General features: G+C 72.0%; 13 protein-coding genes. 2 read left to right on the top strand and 11 right to left on the bottom strand.

Features of this window, described 5'->3' with window-relative positions; genetic code table 11:
• Positions 1-4 precede the first annotated feature (4 nt).
• Both ACZ6B8_RS11890 and ACZ6B8_RS11885 read right to left on the bottom strand, forming a co-directional pair.
• A complete protein-coding gene (locus tag ACZ6B8_RS11890; protein WP_471607122.1) occupies positions 5-1,240 on the bottom strand; it encodes an epoxide hydrolase family protein in 1,236 nt (411 codons plus the stop codon).
• Between the two features lie 117 nt (positions 1,241-1,357).
• Complete coding sequence (locus ACZ6B8_RS11885) at positions 1,358-2,386, bottom strand: oxidoreductase (protein WP_471607121.1); 1,029 nt, start codon at positions 2,384-2,386, stop codon at positions 1,358-1,360.
• Positions 2,387-2,452: 66 nt separating this feature from the next.
• Here ACZ6B8_RS11885 and ACZ6B8_RS11880 point away from each other — a divergent pair, with 66 nt between their 5' ends.
• Positions 2,453-3,406 (top strand): FAD-dependent oxidoreductase, encoded by a 954-nt coding sequence (locus ACZ6B8_RS11880; protein WP_471072500.1) that lies wholly within the window; start codon positions 2,453-2,455, stop codon positions 3,404-3,406.
• Between the two features lie 9 nt (positions 3,407-3,415).
• Here ACZ6B8_RS11880 and ACZ6B8_RS11875 read toward each other — a convergent pair whose 3' ends face one another.
• The 3 genes from ACZ6B8_RS11875 to ACZ6B8_RS11865 all read right to left on the bottom strand — a co-directional run bounded on the left by ACZ6B8_RS11875 (position 3,416) and on the right by ACZ6B8_RS11865 (position 8,540).
• Positions 3,416-5,095 carry a BCCT family transporter gene (locus tag ACZ6B8_RS11875; protein WP_471072502.1) on the bottom strand — a complete coding sequence of 560 codons (1,680 nt, stop codon included), beginning with the start codon at positions 5,093-5,095 and terminating at the stop codon, positions 3,416-3,418.
• Between the two features lie 134 nt (positions 5,096-5,229).
• Positions 5,230-6,552: a M14 family metallopeptidase gene (locus tag ACZ6B8_RS11870; protein ID WP_471072504.1), complete on the bottom strand. Its 1,323-nt coding sequence runs from the start codon at positions 6,550-6,552 to the stop codon at positions 5,230-5,232.
• The gene (locus tag ACZ6B8_RS11865) at positions 6,549-8,540 is read right to left on the bottom strand and encodes a Xaa-Pro dipeptidyl-peptidase (protein WP_471072506.1); all 1,992 of its coding nucleotides are present in this window, start codon (positions 8,538-8,540) and stop codon (positions 6,549-6,551) included. Before ACZ6B8_RS11865 ends, ACZ6B8_RS11870 begins: the two co-directional genes overlap by 4 nt.
• A 202-nt stretch (positions 8,541-8,742) precedes the next feature.
• Here ACZ6B8_RS11865 and ACZ6B8_RS11860 point away from each other — a divergent pair, with 202 nt between their 5' ends.
• On the top strand, positions 8,743-10,257 hold the full coding sequence (locus ACZ6B8_RS11860) for a M1 family metallopeptidase (protein WP_471073533.1): 1,515 nt from the start codon (positions 8,743-8,745) through the stop codon (positions 10,255-10,257).
• 45 nt (positions 10,258-10,302) lie between these two features.
• Here the strand turns inward: ACZ6B8_RS11860 and ACZ6B8_RS11855 are convergent, their stop codons facing one another.
• From ACZ6B8_RS11855 to ACZ6B8_RS11830, 6 genes are all read right to left on the bottom strand, one after another.
• Positions 10,303-11,196, bottom strand: a complete 894-nt coding sequence (locus tag ACZ6B8_RS11855) for an oxygenase MpaB family protein (protein ID WP_471072508.1) — start codon at positions 11,194-11,196, stop codon at positions 10,303-10,305.
• A 77-nt stretch (positions 11,197-11,273) separates the two neighbouring features.
• Positions 11,274-12,110 (bottom strand): alpha/beta fold hydrolase, encoded by an 837-nt coding sequence (locus ACZ6B8_RS11850; RefSeq protein ID WP_471607120.1) that lies wholly within the window; start codon positions 12,108-12,110, stop codon positions 11,274-11,276.
• Between the two features lie 128 nt (positions 12,111-12,238).
• Positions 12,239-12,751 (bottom strand): hypothetical protein, encoded by a 513-nt coding sequence (locus ACZ6B8_RS11845; RefSeq protein WP_471607119.1) that lies wholly within the window; start codon positions 12,749-12,751, stop codon positions 12,239-12,241.
• 67 nt (positions 12,752-12,818) lie between these two features.
• The gene (locus tag ACZ6B8_RS11840; protein WP_471607118.1) at positions 12,819-13,298 is read right to left on the bottom strand and encodes a macro domain-containing protein; all 480 of its coding nucleotides are present in this window, start codon (positions 13,296-13,298) and stop codon (positions 12,819-12,821) included.
• A gap of 69 nt (positions 13,299-13,367) precedes the next feature.
• The gene (locus ACZ6B8_RS11835) at positions 13,368-14,837 is read right to left on the bottom strand and encodes an amino acid permease (protein ID WP_471607117.1); all 1,470 of its coding nucleotides are present in this window, start codon (positions 14,835-14,837) and stop codon (positions 13,368-13,370) included.
• Between the two features lie 158 nt (positions 14,838-14,995).
• A complete protein-coding gene (locus ACZ6B8_RS11830; protein WP_471607116.1) occupies positions 14,996-16,801 on the bottom strand; it encodes an AMP-dependent synthetase/ligase in 1,806 nt (601 codons plus the stop codon).
• Positions 16,802-16,826: the final 25 nt, after the last annotated feature.

Here is a 16,826-nt window from a genome sequence, read left to right as displayed (position 1 = left end):
GCGGTCAGGGCCTGCGGCCCCGGAAGGTGCGGCGCAGGTCGCTCACCCAGGCGTCGGGGTTCTCCCACGGGATGAAGTGACCGCCGTGCTCATGGGCGGTGACGTTGACGTGGTGGAACCACTCGGTCTGCGGGCCGTTCCGGAACGCCCGGACGCGCTCCTCGGCGGTGTGGATCCCGGGCGGGTTCTCGTACGTGACGAGGGTGAGGCCGGTCGGGGCCTGCACGACGGGGGTGCGGTCGTGGGAGGGGGTCCAGGGGTAGCGGTTGGCGTTGGCGTAGTACCGCATCGACGTGGCGATGGAGTTGTTCACCCAGTAGATGGTGGCGTGGGTGAGCAGGTCGTCCTTGGTGAAGACCGACTCGACGTCGCCGCCGTCGTCGCTCCAGGCGTGCCAGCGCTCCAGGAGCCAGGCGAGCAGTCCGGCGGGCGAGTCGCTCAGGCCGTGGGCCAGCGTGGCGCCGTCGAGCATGTGCACGGTGAGGTGCGAGGCCGAGCGGCGGTCCAGCTCGACGATGCGGGCGCGGACGTCGGCGGGCTGGTCGTCGGTGAGGGGCCGGTTGCGGGCGAAGTCCCAGGCGCGGGGGCCGGTGAAGAAGTCCAGGGGCAGGCCGGAGCCGATGTGGATGCCGTACAGCTCGTCGGCGTACTTGTGGCCCAGCTGGCTGGTGACGATCCCGCCGATGTCGCAGCCCCCTGCGGCGTACTTCTCGTGTCCGAGGGTCTCGGTCATCAGGGTGTGCCAGAGGTCGGAGACCTTCCAGAAGTTGACGTCCGGGAAGCCGGTGAGCGGGCCGGGGAAGCCGAAGCCGGGCAGCGACGGCACGATGACGTCGAACGCGTCGGCCGGGTCGCCGCCGTGCGCGGCCGGGTCGGCGAGCGGGCCGATCACCTTCGACCAGTGCCAGAACGTCCACGGCCAGCCGTGGGTGAGGATCAGCGGGATCGGGCGCGGGCCGCGGCCGGGCTCGCGCAGGAAGTGCACCGGGACCCCTGCGACGCCGACCCGGTAGTGCTCGTGGGCGTTGAGGGCGGCCTCGGCCTTGCGCCAGTCGTAGGCGTCACGCCAGTGGGCGACCAGCTCGCTCAGGTAGCTCGCCGGTACGCCGTAGGACCAGTCCTCGTTGCCCTCGTCCACGGGCGGCCGGGTCAGGGCCAGCCGGGTGCGCAGGTCGTCGAGGACCTCGTCGGGCACGTGGATCGGGGTGGGCTCCAGGGGGAAGGCGTGCGCGGTGGTCATGGCGGGGTTCCTCACGGGGTCGGGCGGTGAGCCGGGCCGGTTCGGGGACGCGGGCGCCCTTGCCCTGCCCCCCATCCTGCCCCGGACCGCGCCGCCACCGCACCGGAACGCGCGGGGTCACCGCGACACCGGTGCGACCAGCACGCTCGTGGAGGTCCTGGCCACCACGTACGCGTCGCCCTTCGTGGCCCTGGCCGGCAGGGTCACCCGGTGCTCCCCGGGTGCGAGCACCTCGTCGAGGACCTCGTGGGCGTGTGTCCGCATGAGACGGTCCATGCGGTACGCCGTCACGCGGACGCGGCAGGCCGACGTGACCTCCAGCTCCGCCTCCGAGCCGGCCGCGAGCCGGGTGAGCCGGCGCCGCTCCCGCGGAGCGTGGTCCAGGGCGCCCTCTATCTGGGCGACCAGGAGCGGGACGATCGGGGCGAGGCCGTCGACGTAGGAGACCGGGACCTCCGCCCGGTCGAAGGCTGCGCGGACGGACCGGCGGGTCTCCTCGGGGACGGCGCGGCCGAAGGCGACCGCGCCGTACGTGCGCAGCTCCTCCGGGGCGACGCCCATCACGTCCCCGGCGATCTCGGCGCCGATGCCGATGGTGCGCAGCGCCGCCGCCAGCTTGGCGAGCAGCGCCACCCTGGCGCCGATCAGCAGGACCCGGCGCCGCGCCTGCGACTCGCCGTCGGCGAGCAACTGGCCCAGTGCCGCGCGGTATTCGTCGCCGCGGAAGCGGAACGGCCCTATGCCGTGGTAGCCGTTGAGCGTCAGATCGGCGGGTTCGGCCGTCTGCCAGGCGAAGTCGCGCCAGACGAAGTCGTCCCGGCCGTCGGTGCTCTTCTCGATCACGGCCGTGACCGCGCCGCACTCCAGGCCCTCGCACTCGGGACAGCCGTATATGACGTACCGCCCGTCGCCCAGCGGCGCGTGCGCCTCCAGGAGCAGCCGGCGCACATGCGCCGTGAAGATGGCCGGCGGGATGTCGGCGGCCAGCGGCGACACCGCGTCGAGGTCGGAGAGCTGGAAGAGCAGGGGCCGGCCGTTGACGATGAAGTCGACGAAATCACGGTGCACTTGGTAGTCACCGTTGGCGAGAACTCCACCGGCGCGGATGGCCGGTGCCAGACCGAAGGTCGCGTACTCGGCAGACATGCTGTGAGTATCCCCATCTGTCATGTGATGTGAGCACGGCACGGCACATTTCGCTACCGTCCTGGGATGAGCGATGACGCTGTGATCGTGGTGGGCAGTGGGGTGGTCGGACTCACCACCGCCGTGGTGCTCGCGGAGCTCGGGCGCCCCGTGCGGGTGTGGAGCGAGGAGCCCGCCGAGCGGACCACCTCGGCCGTTGCCGGCGCGCTGTGGTGGCCCTACCGCATCGAGCCGGTGGAGCGGGCGGGCGAGTGGGCGGTGAGCTCCCTGGCCGTGTACGAGGAGCTGGCGGGCCTCGGCGGGCTCGGCGGCGTACGCATGGTCGAGGGCGTACACGCGGAGACCGGGCTGGACGAACTGGGGCCCTGGGCCGCGCGGGTGGCGGGGCTGCGGGCCGCCCGGCGCGAGGAGTACGCGGGGCGGGGGCTGTGGGCGCGGCTGCCGCTGATCGACATGCCGGTCCATCTCGCCTGGCTGCGGGAGCGGTTGCGGGCGGCGGGCGGCACCGTGGAGGAGCGCAAGGTGGCGCGGCTCGCGGAGCCGCTGGCCGAGGCGCCTGCCGTGGTCAACTGCTCGGGCCTCGGGGCGCGCCGGCTGGTGCCGGACGAGGCGGTGCACCCGGTGCGGGGCCAGCTCGTCCTCGTGGAGAACCCGGGGATCGGGACATGGTTCACGGCGGCCGATCCGGTGGCGCGGGCGACCACGTACTTCTTTCCCCAGCCGGGCGGGCTGCTGCTCGGCGGCACCGCCGACGAGGGCGACTGGTCCACGGAGCCGGACCTCGCGGCGGCCGAGGCGATCGTCGCGCGGTGCGCTGCCGTGCGGCCGGAGATCGCGTGGGCCCGGGTGCTCGGGCACCGGGTGGGGCTGCGGCCGGCCCGGCACCGGGTGCGCCTGGAGCGGGAGAGGACCGCGCGGGGCCGGGTCCTGGTGCACAACTACGGGCACGGCGGCGCGGGGGTCACGGTCGCCTGGGGCTGCGCCCGGGAGGCGGCGCGTCTGGTCGGCGCCGCCTCCTGAGACGGGCGGTCAGCTCTTGTCGACCGCGGTGCTGCCCGACTCCCGGGCGTCGTCCTCGTCGTCCTGGGCGGGGCCGATACGGATCTCGAACTCACCGTCGTACTGCTCGTGGCCGGCGATCACGGCCTTCTCGACGGCTTCCGTGCCGTGCTCGCCGCGCACGATCAGCGGGTCGTGGCGCAGGTCCCGCATCAGGGCGACGCACATGCCGATCATCACGATGGTGAACGGGGCGGCCACCAGGATCGTGAGGTTGCGCAGACCGGTGAGCGCGTCGTCCGAGCCGTCGCCGATCAGCAGCATGACCGCGCCGACGGCGCCGGTCACGATGCCCCAGAAGACCACGACGAACCGGCCCGGTTCGAGGGCGCCCTTCTGGGAGAGCGTGCCCATCACGATGGACGCGGCGTCGGCACCGGAGACGAAGAAGATGCCGACGAGGATCATCACGAGCAGGCTGGTGACCGTGGCGATCGGGTACTCGTGGAGCAGGCCGAAGAGCTGCGCCTCCTGGGTCGTGTCCCCCTTGAGGCCGCCCCGTTCGGCGACGGTCATCGCGCTGCCGCCGAACACGGCGAACCAGATCAGGCTGACCGTGCTCGGCACCAGGATGACGCCGCCGACGAACTGACGGATCGTACGGCCGCGGCTGATCCGCGCGATGAACATGCCGACGAAGGGCGTCCAGGAGATCCACCAGGCCCAGTAGAAGACAGTCCAGCTGCTCAGCCAGTCGGCGACGCCCTTGCCGCTGGACGCCTCGGTCCGGCCGATCAGCTGGGGCAGGTCGTCGAGGTAGGCGCCGAGCGACGTCGGGACCATGTCGAGGATGATGACGGTCGGCCCCGCGACGAAGACGAACACCACGAGCAGGGCCGCGAGCACCATGTTGATGTTCGACAGCCACTGCACGCCCTTCTCCACACCGGAGATGGCGGACGCCACGAACGCCAGGGTCAGCACGGCGATGATGACGACGAGCAGCCCGGTGCCCGCGTTCTCCATCCAGTCGAGCACCTCGATGCCGCTGCCGATCTGCAGGGCGCCGAGGCCGAGGGAGGCGGCCGAGCCGAAGAGCGTGGCGAAGATGGCCAGGATGTCGATGACCCGGCCCCAGGTGCCGTGTGCGTGCTTCGCGCCGATGAGCGGCTCGAAGACGGCGCTGATGGTCTGCCGCCGGTTGCGCCGGAAGGTGCTGTACGCGATGGCGAGGCCCACGACCGCGTAGATCGCCCACGGGTGGAGCGTCCAGTGGAAGAGGGTGGTGGCCATCGCGGTCTCCATCGCCGCGGGCGCGTCGGCCGGGTCGGTGCCCGGCGGCGGCGAGGTGAAGTGGGCCAGCGGCTCGCTCACTCCGTAGAACATCAGGCCGATGCCCATGCCGGCGCTGAACATCATGGCGACCCAGGAGACGGTACGGAACTCCGGCTCCTCGCCCTCCCGGCCGAGCGTGATCTTCCCGTACCGGCTGACCGCCAGCCAGAGCGCGAAGACCACGAACCCGGTGGCCGTCAGCATGAAGAACCAACCGCCGTTGTGCATCAGGCCGTTGAGCATGTCCGTGGAGATGTCCTGGAGCGAGTCCGTCGACACCGCGCCCCAGACCACGAACGCCAGGGTGAGCACGGCGGTGACGCCGAACACCACCCGGTCCGTCTGTGCGGAGCGACCGCCGTGGGCGGGTGCCATATTGTCCGGCGACCCTCCCCCGTCGTCCGCTTTGTGCTGATCCTGCGTCACAAGTGACACCTTTCGAGGGGTCGATTGGGCCGAGACTTCGTTCTTCGCTACCCCCTACCACATGTGACGCACATCTCTCCTCCTCAACAGACCATGTCGGGTCGAGCTGTGACCAAGTGATACGGCGCGCGTTCGTCGAGCAGGAGCGGGACGAGCGCCCGCGCGGACTGCCGCAGCGGGACGTACGCGCCCGAGGACGGCGACCGCTTCACGGTGACGCCGTGCAGGGCCAGTTCGTCCTTGATGTCGCGGTACTGGGCGGCGTCCAGACGGTAGCCGCAGGGCGGGTCCTGGATGATCTCGGCGGGTTCGGCGGGGTCGTTGTCGGCGCCCCCGACGTAGACCGGGCCCCGGTCGCGGAGCCCCTCGACGCGGGCCGCGTCGGTGGCCGCCTCCAGCCGGCCGCGGCGTTCGTCCGTGAAGGCGACCAGCCCGCCGAGCGCAGAGCGTTGGGACGCCACGCGGCGCCGGTTGTTCAGCGCCTCGTCCTCTTTCTCCGCGTCGGTATTGGGGCCTCCCCTGCTCGAACGCAGTTGAGAGCTTGGGGAAGGGTCGACGCGGCTCTCGATCAGCAGTCCCGCGGCGTGCTTGATGCCGGACATGTTGCGCAGGATGCGCTCCTGGCCGTCGCCCGCGGTCTGCTTGACCGGGTCGCCGGTGACCGGGTCGGTCCAGATGCCGTAGGTGCCCGTGGAGTAGCCGTCGTGCCCGGCGGCCGGCCGCACATAGTCCTGCGACAGGGTCCTGGCCTCCTCGTGCACGGCCTCGTCGGTGTTGAGGTTGCGCGGCCAGAGGTCGAAGAGGTCCTTGTCGTAGTACTTGGGGGTGGCCCCGTACTCGTGCAGGTCGTAGATGACGTCGGGCTCACGGTCGCGGATCACGGCGGCCATGGCGCGGGCCTCCGCGGTCTTCAGGGCGAGGTGGTCGCGGTTGATGTCGACGCCGTCGGAGTTGCCGCGGGTGTCGGCGGCGCGGCCGTCCGGGTTGGCGGTGGGTACGACGAGGAGCGTGGTGCGGGAGAGGAAGCGCCGGGTCTTCTTGTCCTTGGCGTACGCCAGGTCGCGGATGGTGGACAGACAGGCCTCGCGGCCCGACGGCTCGTCGCCGTGCTGACTGCAGATCAGCAACACGGTGTTCCTGGCGGGGCGGTCGCCGATCCGGACGAGTTGGAGGGGCCGGTTCTGCTCGGTCGTTCCGATGCGGGTGACGGAGACCCTCTTGGCGGCCCGGTCCACGGCGGCGAGCAGTTCCTGCTCCTCGGGCCCGCTGGTCCAGCGCGCCCCGTCGCTCTCCTCGAATCCGGTACGGGGCGGGGTCGACGTCGCCTGCGCGGGCGCCGTCAGGAGCGGCGCGGCCAGCGCGACGGTGGCGCAGGCGAGGGCCAGGGTGCGGCTGCGGGGTGTCATGAAGTGCTGCCTCCGGGACGGGGGTCGAGCGGACGGGGCGGGGCCACGCCGTCGAGCCGGGCGGCTCGGTGCGTGCCGGGCGCGGAGGTGGTGAAGGCACCGGATCCGCCGGCCAGCGGCAGCTTCGCCGAGGTGCGGGCCAGGTCGAGGGTGAGCGTGGGGCGGTCGGCGGGCGGTTCGATGAGGTTCTTGTCGGTGCCCGCGATGATCAGGGCGAGGCGGTGGCCCCGGGGGACGACGTGGTCGCTCGCGGCGAGGTCGAGGGTGATGGTGTGCGGCCTGCCCGGGGTGAGCGGGCGGCCGTGTCCGGCGTCGGCCCAGTTGCCGAGGTCGGCCCAACCGCGGCTGAAGACGGTGTAGTCGACGTCGGCGGTCCTGGCGCGCGTCTCCTTGAAACAGGAGCTGTCGCCGGTGGTGCTCGCGCCCCAGCAGGTGCGTTCGGGGAGCGTGGTGATGCCCTCGCCGGCGGCCGCGTAGTCGCGGATCGTGTCGGGGCCGACGTCGACGAGGACCGCGGAGAGGTGGGCGGTGCGGGTCGTCGGGGTCGCGGTGACGGTCACCGTGGAGGATCCGGACAGGCGCAGGTCACGGGCGAGGGGCCGGCTGACGAAGCCCGCCTTGGCCGGTGTCGATGTGTCGATCCGCGCGGCCCACTCCGTCTCGCTCAGCCCCGGGTCGTCGGTGAAGGTCTCGGTGCCCTTGCCGGGCCGCGTGCCGAGGGTGCCGACGCCGGGTGCGGTGCCCTTGGCGGGGTGGAGTTCAACGGTGCGCGTGCCGCGCGGGGGCCAGACGCGGTCGGTGGTCCAGTGGTTCGGGGAGCGCTCGATGTCGGCCATCGGCTCGCGGTCGATGCCGTTGTCGTAGCCGAGGAGTTCGTGGTCGAACCAGCGGTGCAGCGTGCGCACCCAGTCGGCCCTGCGCAGGTCGAACGGGTCGACGTGGCCCGCCTGGCTGAGCCAGATCTTCCGCTGGACGCCGTGCTCGGCGAGGGCGTCCCACCACTGGCCGAAGTGCTTGGTGCGGACGTTGAGGTCCTGCATGCCGTGCACGACGAAGACGCTCGCGCGCACCTTGCCGGCGTCCGGCACGTGGTCGCGCTCGCTCCACAGGCGGGTCCAGTCGCCGGTGCGCGGCGCCCCGTCGATCAGGCGCTGCTGCACGGCGCCGCAGCGGGCGCGGGCCTCGGGGCTCTCCACGCCGTCCGACAGCCATTCGGGGCCGCTGTCGTAGAGCGGGGCGCCCTTGGCGAAGTAGTAGTCGTACCAGGAGGAGATCGCGCCGATCGGAACGATGGTCTTGAGGCCGCGGACGCCGGTGGCCGAGACGCCCTGCGCGATGGTCCCGTCGTAGCTCTTGCCGATCATCCCGGTGGCGCCGTTGGACCAGCCGGCCTTCGCGCGTTCGCCTCCGGTGCGGCTGGTGTAGCCGCGGGCGCGGCCGTTCAGCCAGTCGACGACCGCCTTGGCGGACTGCACGTCGGAGCGGCCGCCGACGTCGACGCACCCGTCGGAGCGGTTGGTGCCCGCGAGGTCCACGGCGACGTAGCCGTAGCCGCGGGGCACGAAGTAGTTGTCGTAGTACAGCGGGAACTGCACGGGCTTCCCGGCCGCGTCGTACGTCTTCTTCTGGCTCTCGTTGCCGCGCCCGCAGCAGGAGTAGTACGGGCTGGCGTCCATGATCACGGGTATCCGGCGGCCCGTGCGGTCGAGTTCGCGGGGCCGGACGATGTCGACGGCGACCCGGTCGGTCCTGCCGTCCGCGTCGCCGTCGATCCTGGTGTCGACCCAGACGGATTCGCGTATCGCGTCGTCGTACGAGTAGACGGGCCTGCTCTCACCCCGGGGGTGGGCGGCGTGGTCCGGCGTGCGCGGGGCCGGTGCGGCCCCCTGCGCTGCGCCCGGGGACATGAGGGTGGCGATCAGGGCGGCCAGGGCCGCCGCGAGAAGCGTTCTCCACAGGAGGCGGGTGCGTCGCGCACGTATCGGCATGGCGCGGAAGGTACACCGGTGAACTGCCGTGCGACAGAGGGCCGTACGCCACCGCGTCAGGAGCGTGGGACATTGAGGCACATGTCGGCCGAATGGCGATCGTGTGACGTCTGGGGCCATGGACATGACGTGTGCGGGAGAGGCTGAATAGGGTCGTCGACAAGACGAACCGATCTTGAGCCCCTACAACTTGGAGCTTGACGTGCACCGCAGACTCATCGCCCCGGGCGCGCTCGCGGCCTCTCTTCTGCTGGCGATCCCGGCGTCGGCCGCGGACTTCACCCCCGGGGCGCCGGGCATCGGCGACCCCTACTACCCGGCCAGCGGCAACGGCGGCTACGACGTCTCGCACTACGACCTGAGGCTGAAGTACCAGCCCGCGACCGACCTCCTGGAGGGCACGGCGACGATCAACGCCCGCGCCACACAGGACCTCTCACGCTTCAACCTCGACTTCGGCCTCAAGGTGTCCGAGGTGCGGGTCAACGGCAAGAAGGCGAAGTTCGCGAAGACCGGCGACCAGGAGCTGGAGATCACGCCGCCGGCCGGGCTGCCCAAGGGCACGCCCGTCACGGTCGTCGTGCGCTACGCCGGCAAGCCGTCCGAGCTGAAGATAAACGGCTACACGGCCTGGCACCGGACGCCGGACGGCGGCGTCGCGGCTCAGGAGCCGGAGTCCGCCGTGTGGTGGTTCCCCTCCAACGACCACCCGCTGGACAAGGCCACGTACGACGTGTCGGTCTCGGTACCGGACGGCACCCAGGCGATCTCCAACGGCGTGCTCCAGTCGCAGAGTTCGAAGCTGGGCTGGACGCGTTACAACTGGCGCTCCAACAAGCCGCAGGCGAGCTATCTCGCCACGCTCGCCGTCGGCAAGTTCGACATCACGACCGACAGGACCGAGAGCGGCCTGCCGGTCCTCAACGCCTACAGCAAGGACCTCGGCGACAACGCGGGCGCCGCGCGGGCCAGCATCGAGCGGACCACCGAGGTCGCCGAGTGGCTGGAGACGGTCTTCGGCAAGTATCCGTTCAACGCGCTCGGCGGCTACGTCCCGAACGTCAAGAGCAGCTACGCCCTGGAGACCCAGACGCGGCCCTTCTACAGCCCCTCCGCGTTCGCGAACGGCTCCAACGCGTCCATCGTCGTCCACGAACTGGCCCACCAGTGGTACGGCGACAGCGTCTCCGTCGACGGCTGGAAGGACATCTGGGTCAACGAGGGCTTCGCCCGCTACAGCCAGTGGCTGTGGTCGGAGAAGGAGGGCGAGGGCACCGCGCAGGAGCTGGCGGACTACGTGTACGCCCAGCACCCGGCCGACGACCCGTTCTGGCAGGTCAAGCCGGGTGACCCGGGTCCGGACAACCAGTTCCACGGCGCGGTCTACGACCGGGGCGCCATCGCCCTGCAGGCGCTGCGCAACGAGGTCGGGGACAAGACGTTCTTCTCGATCCTGAAGAAGTGGCCGCAGCAGCACGCGTACGGCAACGCCAAGGTGAACGACTTCGTGAAGTTCGCCGAGAAGGTGTCGGGCAAGCCGCTCGCGGAGCTCTTCGACACCTGGCTCTACCAGCCGTCGCGTCCGGCGGCTCCGGCCGTGCGGGACGCCGGGATCGCCCGGTCGGCCGCCGCGCCGGCCAAGCCGAAGTCGTGGAAGCAGATCGCCGCGACGAACGGGGTGCACGAGCACGGTCACGGCCACAGCCGCGGCCACTGAGGACCGTCGGCGTCCTGACGTCCGGTGGTGCCGCGCCGTACGGGCTCAGCGCCCGGCGGCGCGGTGCCGCGCCCGCGCACGGCGCGCCTGCGGCAGGTAGCGCAGCCGCTCCGGCAGCAGCGGCACCACCGTGCGGACCACCCGGCCGAAGCGGCGGAGCCTGCGCTCCTGCGCGGCCGTCCAGGGCAGGCCGATCGCCGTACGGGCCTCCGGCGGCATCAGACCGATGGTGACGAACCGGCGGAAGCGGGCCAGCGGTGGCAGCAGCAGCGGCCACAGGAGGCGCAGCGGGACGCGCACCAGGAGCGGGCCGCGGTCCGGCGGCGGTACGGGGCTGTCGGCGGCGGTGAGCTCCGCGGCGACCGCCGTCAGCTCGATCTCCTCGGCGAGGACCTTGCGGTAGTGCGGCCAGAACTCCTCGACCGTCTGCGGCATGTCCCGGTCGTGGATGCCCAGAAGGCGCCCGACCTGGAGCCACTCCGCGTACAGCTGCCGTTCCTGCGCCTCGGTGAAGGGGCGGCCCAGGTACTGCTGCGCATGCCGGTAGACGGGGAAGCCGGTGGTGTGGACCCAGGCGTAGTTCGCGGGCGTCAGCGCGTGGTAGCGGCGGCCGTGGGCGTCCGTGCCCTGGATGGTGCGGTGCAGCGCGCGCAGCCTGCGGCCCTCGGCGGCGGCCTCGTCCCCGCCGTACACCCATGTCAGGAGGGAACGCACCGAGCGTTCGCCCCGTCCCCACGGGTCGGTACGGAAGACCGAGTAGTCGTCGACGCCCGCGCCGACCGCCGGGTGGGCCACCTGCAGGGTGAGCGCGGGCGGCAGCATCAGGAGGGCGCGGATGTCGCCCGCGATGCTCCAGAGGATGCCGCCGGGCGGGGGTGGGGCGGGATCGCGGTCCTCGGCACGATCGGCACGGTGGTCGCGGTGGGTGGTGTGGTTCATGCGACGTGCTCCTCGGCGGCGCGCGGGGCTTGCGCGTTCCAGTATGGGACCGCCGGGGCCAGCGCCGTCGAGGGAGGTCACCGCGCCCCGGCGCACGCCTCCAGGATGATGTCGGCGACCGCGTCCGGCTCCCGTACGGTCGGGAAGTGGTCGCTGTGCGCGAGGCGCACCAGACGGCAGCCGGGGATGCGCCGCGCCATCGTCTCGTTCACGCGGACCACCTCGGGCTGGTCGAGCTCGCCGAGGGCGAGGACGCACGGCACGTCGAGCTCGCCGAGGCGGTCGTAGGCGGGCGGGTCGGGCACGTTGTGGGGGTAGTTGGCGAACCACGCCGGGATCACCGCCCTGAGGTGCGCCTCGACCTCCGGGTCGGGTCCGGTGACCGCCGCGCCCGAGGTACGGCGCAGCAGGGCCACGAGCCCCTCCCTGTCCCCCGCCTCGGCGAGCCGGCCCATCTCGGCCATGAACTCCACGGGGACGAGGTCGTCGGCGCCGGTGACGCCCGGCACCACCAGGACGAGGCCGGCCGCGCGGGCGGGCTCGCACAGCGCGAGGCTGACGGCTGTGGCCCCGCCCATGCTCGACCCGGCGAGGACGGCGCGGGCCACCCCGAAGTGGTCGAGGACCGCGGTCAGGTCCTCGACCAGGGAGAACGCGGCGGTCGGCGCCGGTGACCTGCCGTATCCCCGGGCGTCGTAGCGGATCACGCGGTGCCGTCCGGTGAGGCGGTCCAGGATGCCGTCCCAGATACGGGAGTCGCCGACACCGGGGTGCAGCAGGACCAGCGGCAAGCCTGCGCCGCCGTCCGCGCCGCTCGGGTCGCCCGAGTCGTGCGCCCACAGCTCGCCGCCCTTGACCGGAACCGTGGCGTCACCGCTGCCCGTGCCGCTCGCCGTGCTGCCCATGCAGTCCATGTGCCGAGTCTCGGTCGGCGGGGGCGGGGCCGCCAGGGGTGCGGGCGGCCGGGGGCGCGAATGCGTACGGCGGGCGACCGGATCCCGTCGGGCCGGGGCCCGGCCCGACGGGATCCGGGCGAAAGGCGCTAGGCCTCGGGCCGGGTCTCCGTCTCGCCGGGCGGCCGTGCCACTGCCTCGCCGGTGTCCGGCACGACGGGCGGCCCGATGAGCGGCTCGGAGGCGATGCGGTTCGCCAGCTCGGACGCCCACTCGGAGACCCGGCCGCGCAGCTCGGCCTCCGCGGCGGCGCGCTCGGCCTCTCCCTTGGCCTGCCCGGTGGCCGGAGCGCCGGCGCTCTCGCCGTCGCGCTCCCCCGCACCCTCCGGCTCATCACGCTCCCCGCCACCGTCGTGCCGGGCCGGCCGCCAGGAGGCCCGAGGGCCCTCGCCCCGGACCCCGTCCCGGACCTCGTCCCGGCCCTCGGAGAACACCGTCCCCCGAACCGGCGGGGCCGCGGAGGCAGGGCCGACGCCGGCACGGTGCAGGAAGCGTCCGGCGAGAAGGCACAGGGCGCCGCACAGGACGGCGGCGAGCGCCAGAGCCTGCGCCTTCGGCCCGACCGACCCGATCGGCCCGAGTTCCATGGGGAGGAGCTGCATGCCGGTGCTCTACCCGCTCATCCGTGCACAACAACGCACACCTGCGGACCAGTTGTCCGCCAGCGGGTCAGTCCCCGAAGTCGTAGACCGTCACCGCGATCCCCCGCGCCACCAGGCGCTCGGCTATCAGCGGCTCGACACGGGACCAGGTGCCACCGGCCAGCCCACAGCCGATGCGCGGCATGTGCACACCGGCACCGAGCGCCTCGGCCTTGTCGGCCACCTTCGCGAGGGCGGTGTCGATCGCCTCGTACCGCACGGGGACGCCTTTGCTGCCCGTGCGCATCCCCCGCTGCCCCACCATGTTGGCGACCCAGACGCGACGGCCCACGTCGACGAACTGGACGGCGCCCAGACCGAAGTCGTTCTTGGCCCGCTCCCGGTGCCAGGCGCGGTACGCCCGCTCCGGCTCCGGCCAGCGGCGGGAGACCGCGAGCACGAAACCCTTCCCCCAGCCCCCGAGGTCGTTGCAGACGTGGGCGATCAGTTTGACGCCCTTGCCGAACGGCGCGGTGGCGTCACCCCGGACATACGTGATCTCCGACATGACGCCACCGTACGGGCCACCACTGACAGTGCCCCTGCTACCGGCCTCCCCCGCTACCGGTCCCCGCCGCTACAGATCCTTCGGCCCCGTGAGGCCCTGTGCCTCGCGGCCCACCCTGCGGCGGACGCCGAACCAGCCCGCGACCAGGGCCAGGCCCACGACCGGGATGAGGAACAGCGTCTTGCGGCCGACCTCGGCGTCCTTCCACATCAGACCGAGCACGACCAGCAGGAACGCGATGGTCACGTACTCGGTGACGCCGCTGAACGGGAGCTGGAACTTCGGCCGGGTGATCTCGCCGCGCTTCGCGCTGCGCACGAAGGCGAGGTGGCACACCATGATCGTGATCCAGGTGCCGATGATGCCGAGCGACGCCACGTTCAGGACGATCTCGAAGGCCTTGCCCGGGACCACCCGGTTGAGGCCGACGCCGACGACGCCGAGGGAGGCGGTGAGCAGGATGCCGCCGTAGGGCACCTGGTTGCGGTTCATCTTGGCGGTGAACTTCGGCGCGGAGCCCGCCATCGCCATCGAGCGCAGGATGCGGCCGGTGGAGTACAGGCCGGAGTTGAGCGAGGACATGGCCGCGGTGAGGACGACGAAGTTCATCACGTCGCCGGCGGCCGGGATGCCGATCTTGGAGAGCACCGTCACGAACGGGCTCTGGTCGGCCGAGTACATCGAGCCGGGCAGCAGCAGCGCGAGCAGCACCACGGAGCCGACGTAGAAGACGCCGACGCGCCACATGATCGAGTTCACCGCGCGCGGGACGACCTTCTGCGGCTCGGCGGTCTCGCCCGCCGCGACGCCGACCAGCTCCAGCGAGGCGTACGCGAAGACGACGCCCTGCATCACGATCACGACCGGCATCAGGCCGTTCGGCATGAGGCCGCCGTGGTCGGTGATCATGTTGAGGCCCGGCGCCTCGCCGCCCACCTTGTGCTGGCTGGCCAGCAGCCAGATACCGATGATCATGAAGGCGCTCAGCGCGGCCACCTTGATGATCGAGAACCAGAACTCCATCTCGCCGAAGTACTTCACCGAGATGAGGTTCACCGAGAGCACGACCGCGAGGGCGATCAGCGCGAGGACCCACTGGGGTATGTCGGTGAAGAAGCTCCAGTAATGGGTGTAGAGCGCGATCGCCGTGATGTCGGCGATACAGGTGGTCGACCAGTTGAGGAAGTACATCCAACCGGCGAAGAACGCGCCCTTCTCCCCGAGGAACTCACGCGCGTACGAGACGAACGAACCGGACGAGGGACGGTAGAGAACCATCTCGCCGAGCGCCCGGACCACGAAGAACGCGAAGATTCCGCAGACGAGGTACGCGAGGGCGAGCGCGGGGCCCGCCGAGTGGAGGCGGCCGCCCGCCCCCAGGAAGAGGCCGGTGCCGATCGCTCCACCGATCGCGATCATGTTGACGTGGCGGGCCTTGAGGTCCTTGCTGTAACCGGCGTCGCCCGCGTCCGCGGGGGCCTGCGACGCATCTGTGCGGGATGCGTCCAGGACGGCCGAATCTACGGCTTCCTTGCTCACGGGTGGATCTACTCTCTGGTGCCCGGAAGAACTCCGGGGTCCGGATGTGCCCCGGCCCGCGACACCCCTGACGTGCGCGGACCGACGGGACACCTTCCCCCACGCACCGCCCCGCACGCGGTGGCGCACGTCACATAGCGGAACTTCTCACATGATGATCAGGGGGTGTACAAGGCGTCGATGACCTGCTCGTACTTCTCGCGGATCACCCGGCGCCGCAGTTTCAGGGAGGGCGTGAGCTCGCCCGTCGCCGGTCCCCACTCCTCGGCGAGCAGCCGGTACCGCTTGATCTGCTCGGTGCGGTTCAGGCGCGCGTTGGCCGCCGCCACGGCCCGCGCCACCTCCTCCCGCACGGCCTCGTGGGCGACCAGGTCCCCCTCGATGCCGCGCGCGGCGGCCCACGCGGGCGCCAGTTCCGGGTCGAGGACGAGCAGGGCCACCAGATACGAGCGGCCGTCCCCATGGACGAGGGCCTGCCCGATCAGCGGGTGCTCCTTCAGCGCGTTCTCGACGAGGGCGGGCGAGACGTTCTTGCCCGTCGAGGTCACGATCATTTCCTTCTTGCGGTCGGTGAGCCAGAGGTAGCCGTCCTCGTCGAGCCTGCCGATGTCGCCGGTGGCGAACCAGCCGTCCGCGTCGCAGGCGCTGTCGACCCCTCCGTCGGGCCGCAGATAGCCGTCGAAGACCGTCGCGCCGCGCACCAGGATCTCGCCGTCGTCGGCGATGCGGACGTCGAGACCGTCGAGGGGCCGCCCGACCGAACCGAGCCGGAACCGGTCGGGGCTGTTCGTCGTGACCACGCCGGAGGTCTCGGTGAGCCCCCACGCGTCCATGATCACCAGTCCGAAGCCGGCCCAGAACCGGGACACGTCCGGCGGCATCGGCGCCGAGGCGCTCGCGGTCCACACCAGCCGGTCGAAGCCGGCGAGGGCGAGCAGCGGGTCGAGCACGTCCCGCTTGGCCTCGTCGTACGCGGCCCGCAGCTCGGCGGCGGGTTCCTCGCCGCGCTCGCGGCAGGCGACGTAGGCGCGCGCCGTCCCGTTCGCCGCCTCGACCGCGGCGCGCCGCTCCGCGGGCAGCCCGGCGAGCGCGGCCCGTACGGCGGCGGCCAGCTTCTCCCACACGCGCGGGACGCCGAAGAACTGGTGGGGGTGCAGTTCGCGGGCGGTGGCGGCCACCTCGGCCGGGTCCGCGCACAGATGGACGTGGGCGGCGCGCAGCACCGGCAGATAGATGCCGAGCAGGCGCTCGGCGATGTGCGCGAAGGGCAGGTAGCAGATGTGCCCGACGCCCTCGGGGAACTCGACGACGGCGTCCAGCGCGGTGCCGTTCAGGAGCACGTTGCGGTGGCTGAGGCGGACGCCCTTGGGGTCGCCCGTGGTGCCCGAGGTGTAGACGACGGTGAGCGGGTCGGCGGGGCGGATCTCGCGCCAGGCCTTCTCGAAGGCGTCGGGGTCGAAGAGCCGCACGCCCGTGGCGTGCAGGGAGCCGTACGTGCGGTGGCCTTCGGCCGCGGCACCCTCCACGACGACCAGGCGCTCCAGCGGCGCCGTGGCGTCGGCCAACAGGGGCTCCCAGCGCGGTAGTTCACCGGTGCCCTCGACGACCGCGACGCGGGCCCGGCTGTGCCGCACGATGTGCGCGACCTGTTCGGGGGCGGCGGTGCCGTACACGGTGACGGGCACGGCACCGAGGTGGACGAGGGCCAGATCGCTCAGCCAGTGCTCCGGGCGGTTGCCCATCATCATCAGGACGTGCTCGCCGCGCCGCACCCCGAGCGCGCGGTAACCGGCGGCGAGGACAGCGACCTTGCGGCGCGCCTCGCGCCAGGTCAGCGTCGACCACCGCGCCCCGATGCGCCAGGAGAGGGCGGGAAGATCTCCGTGTTCCTCGGCATTGCGCAGCAGCAGGGCGGGGAGTGTGCTGTCGGCGTCGTCCCCCGGACGTCGCCGAATCGTGGTCATGACCGCCTCCTGGCGCCATCGGCTG

The organism is Streptomyces sp. NPDC041122, from assembly GCF_055592445.1.
Note: the sequence above shows the minus strand (reverse complement) of the source record. Positions and strands in the feature narration are given on the sequence as shown.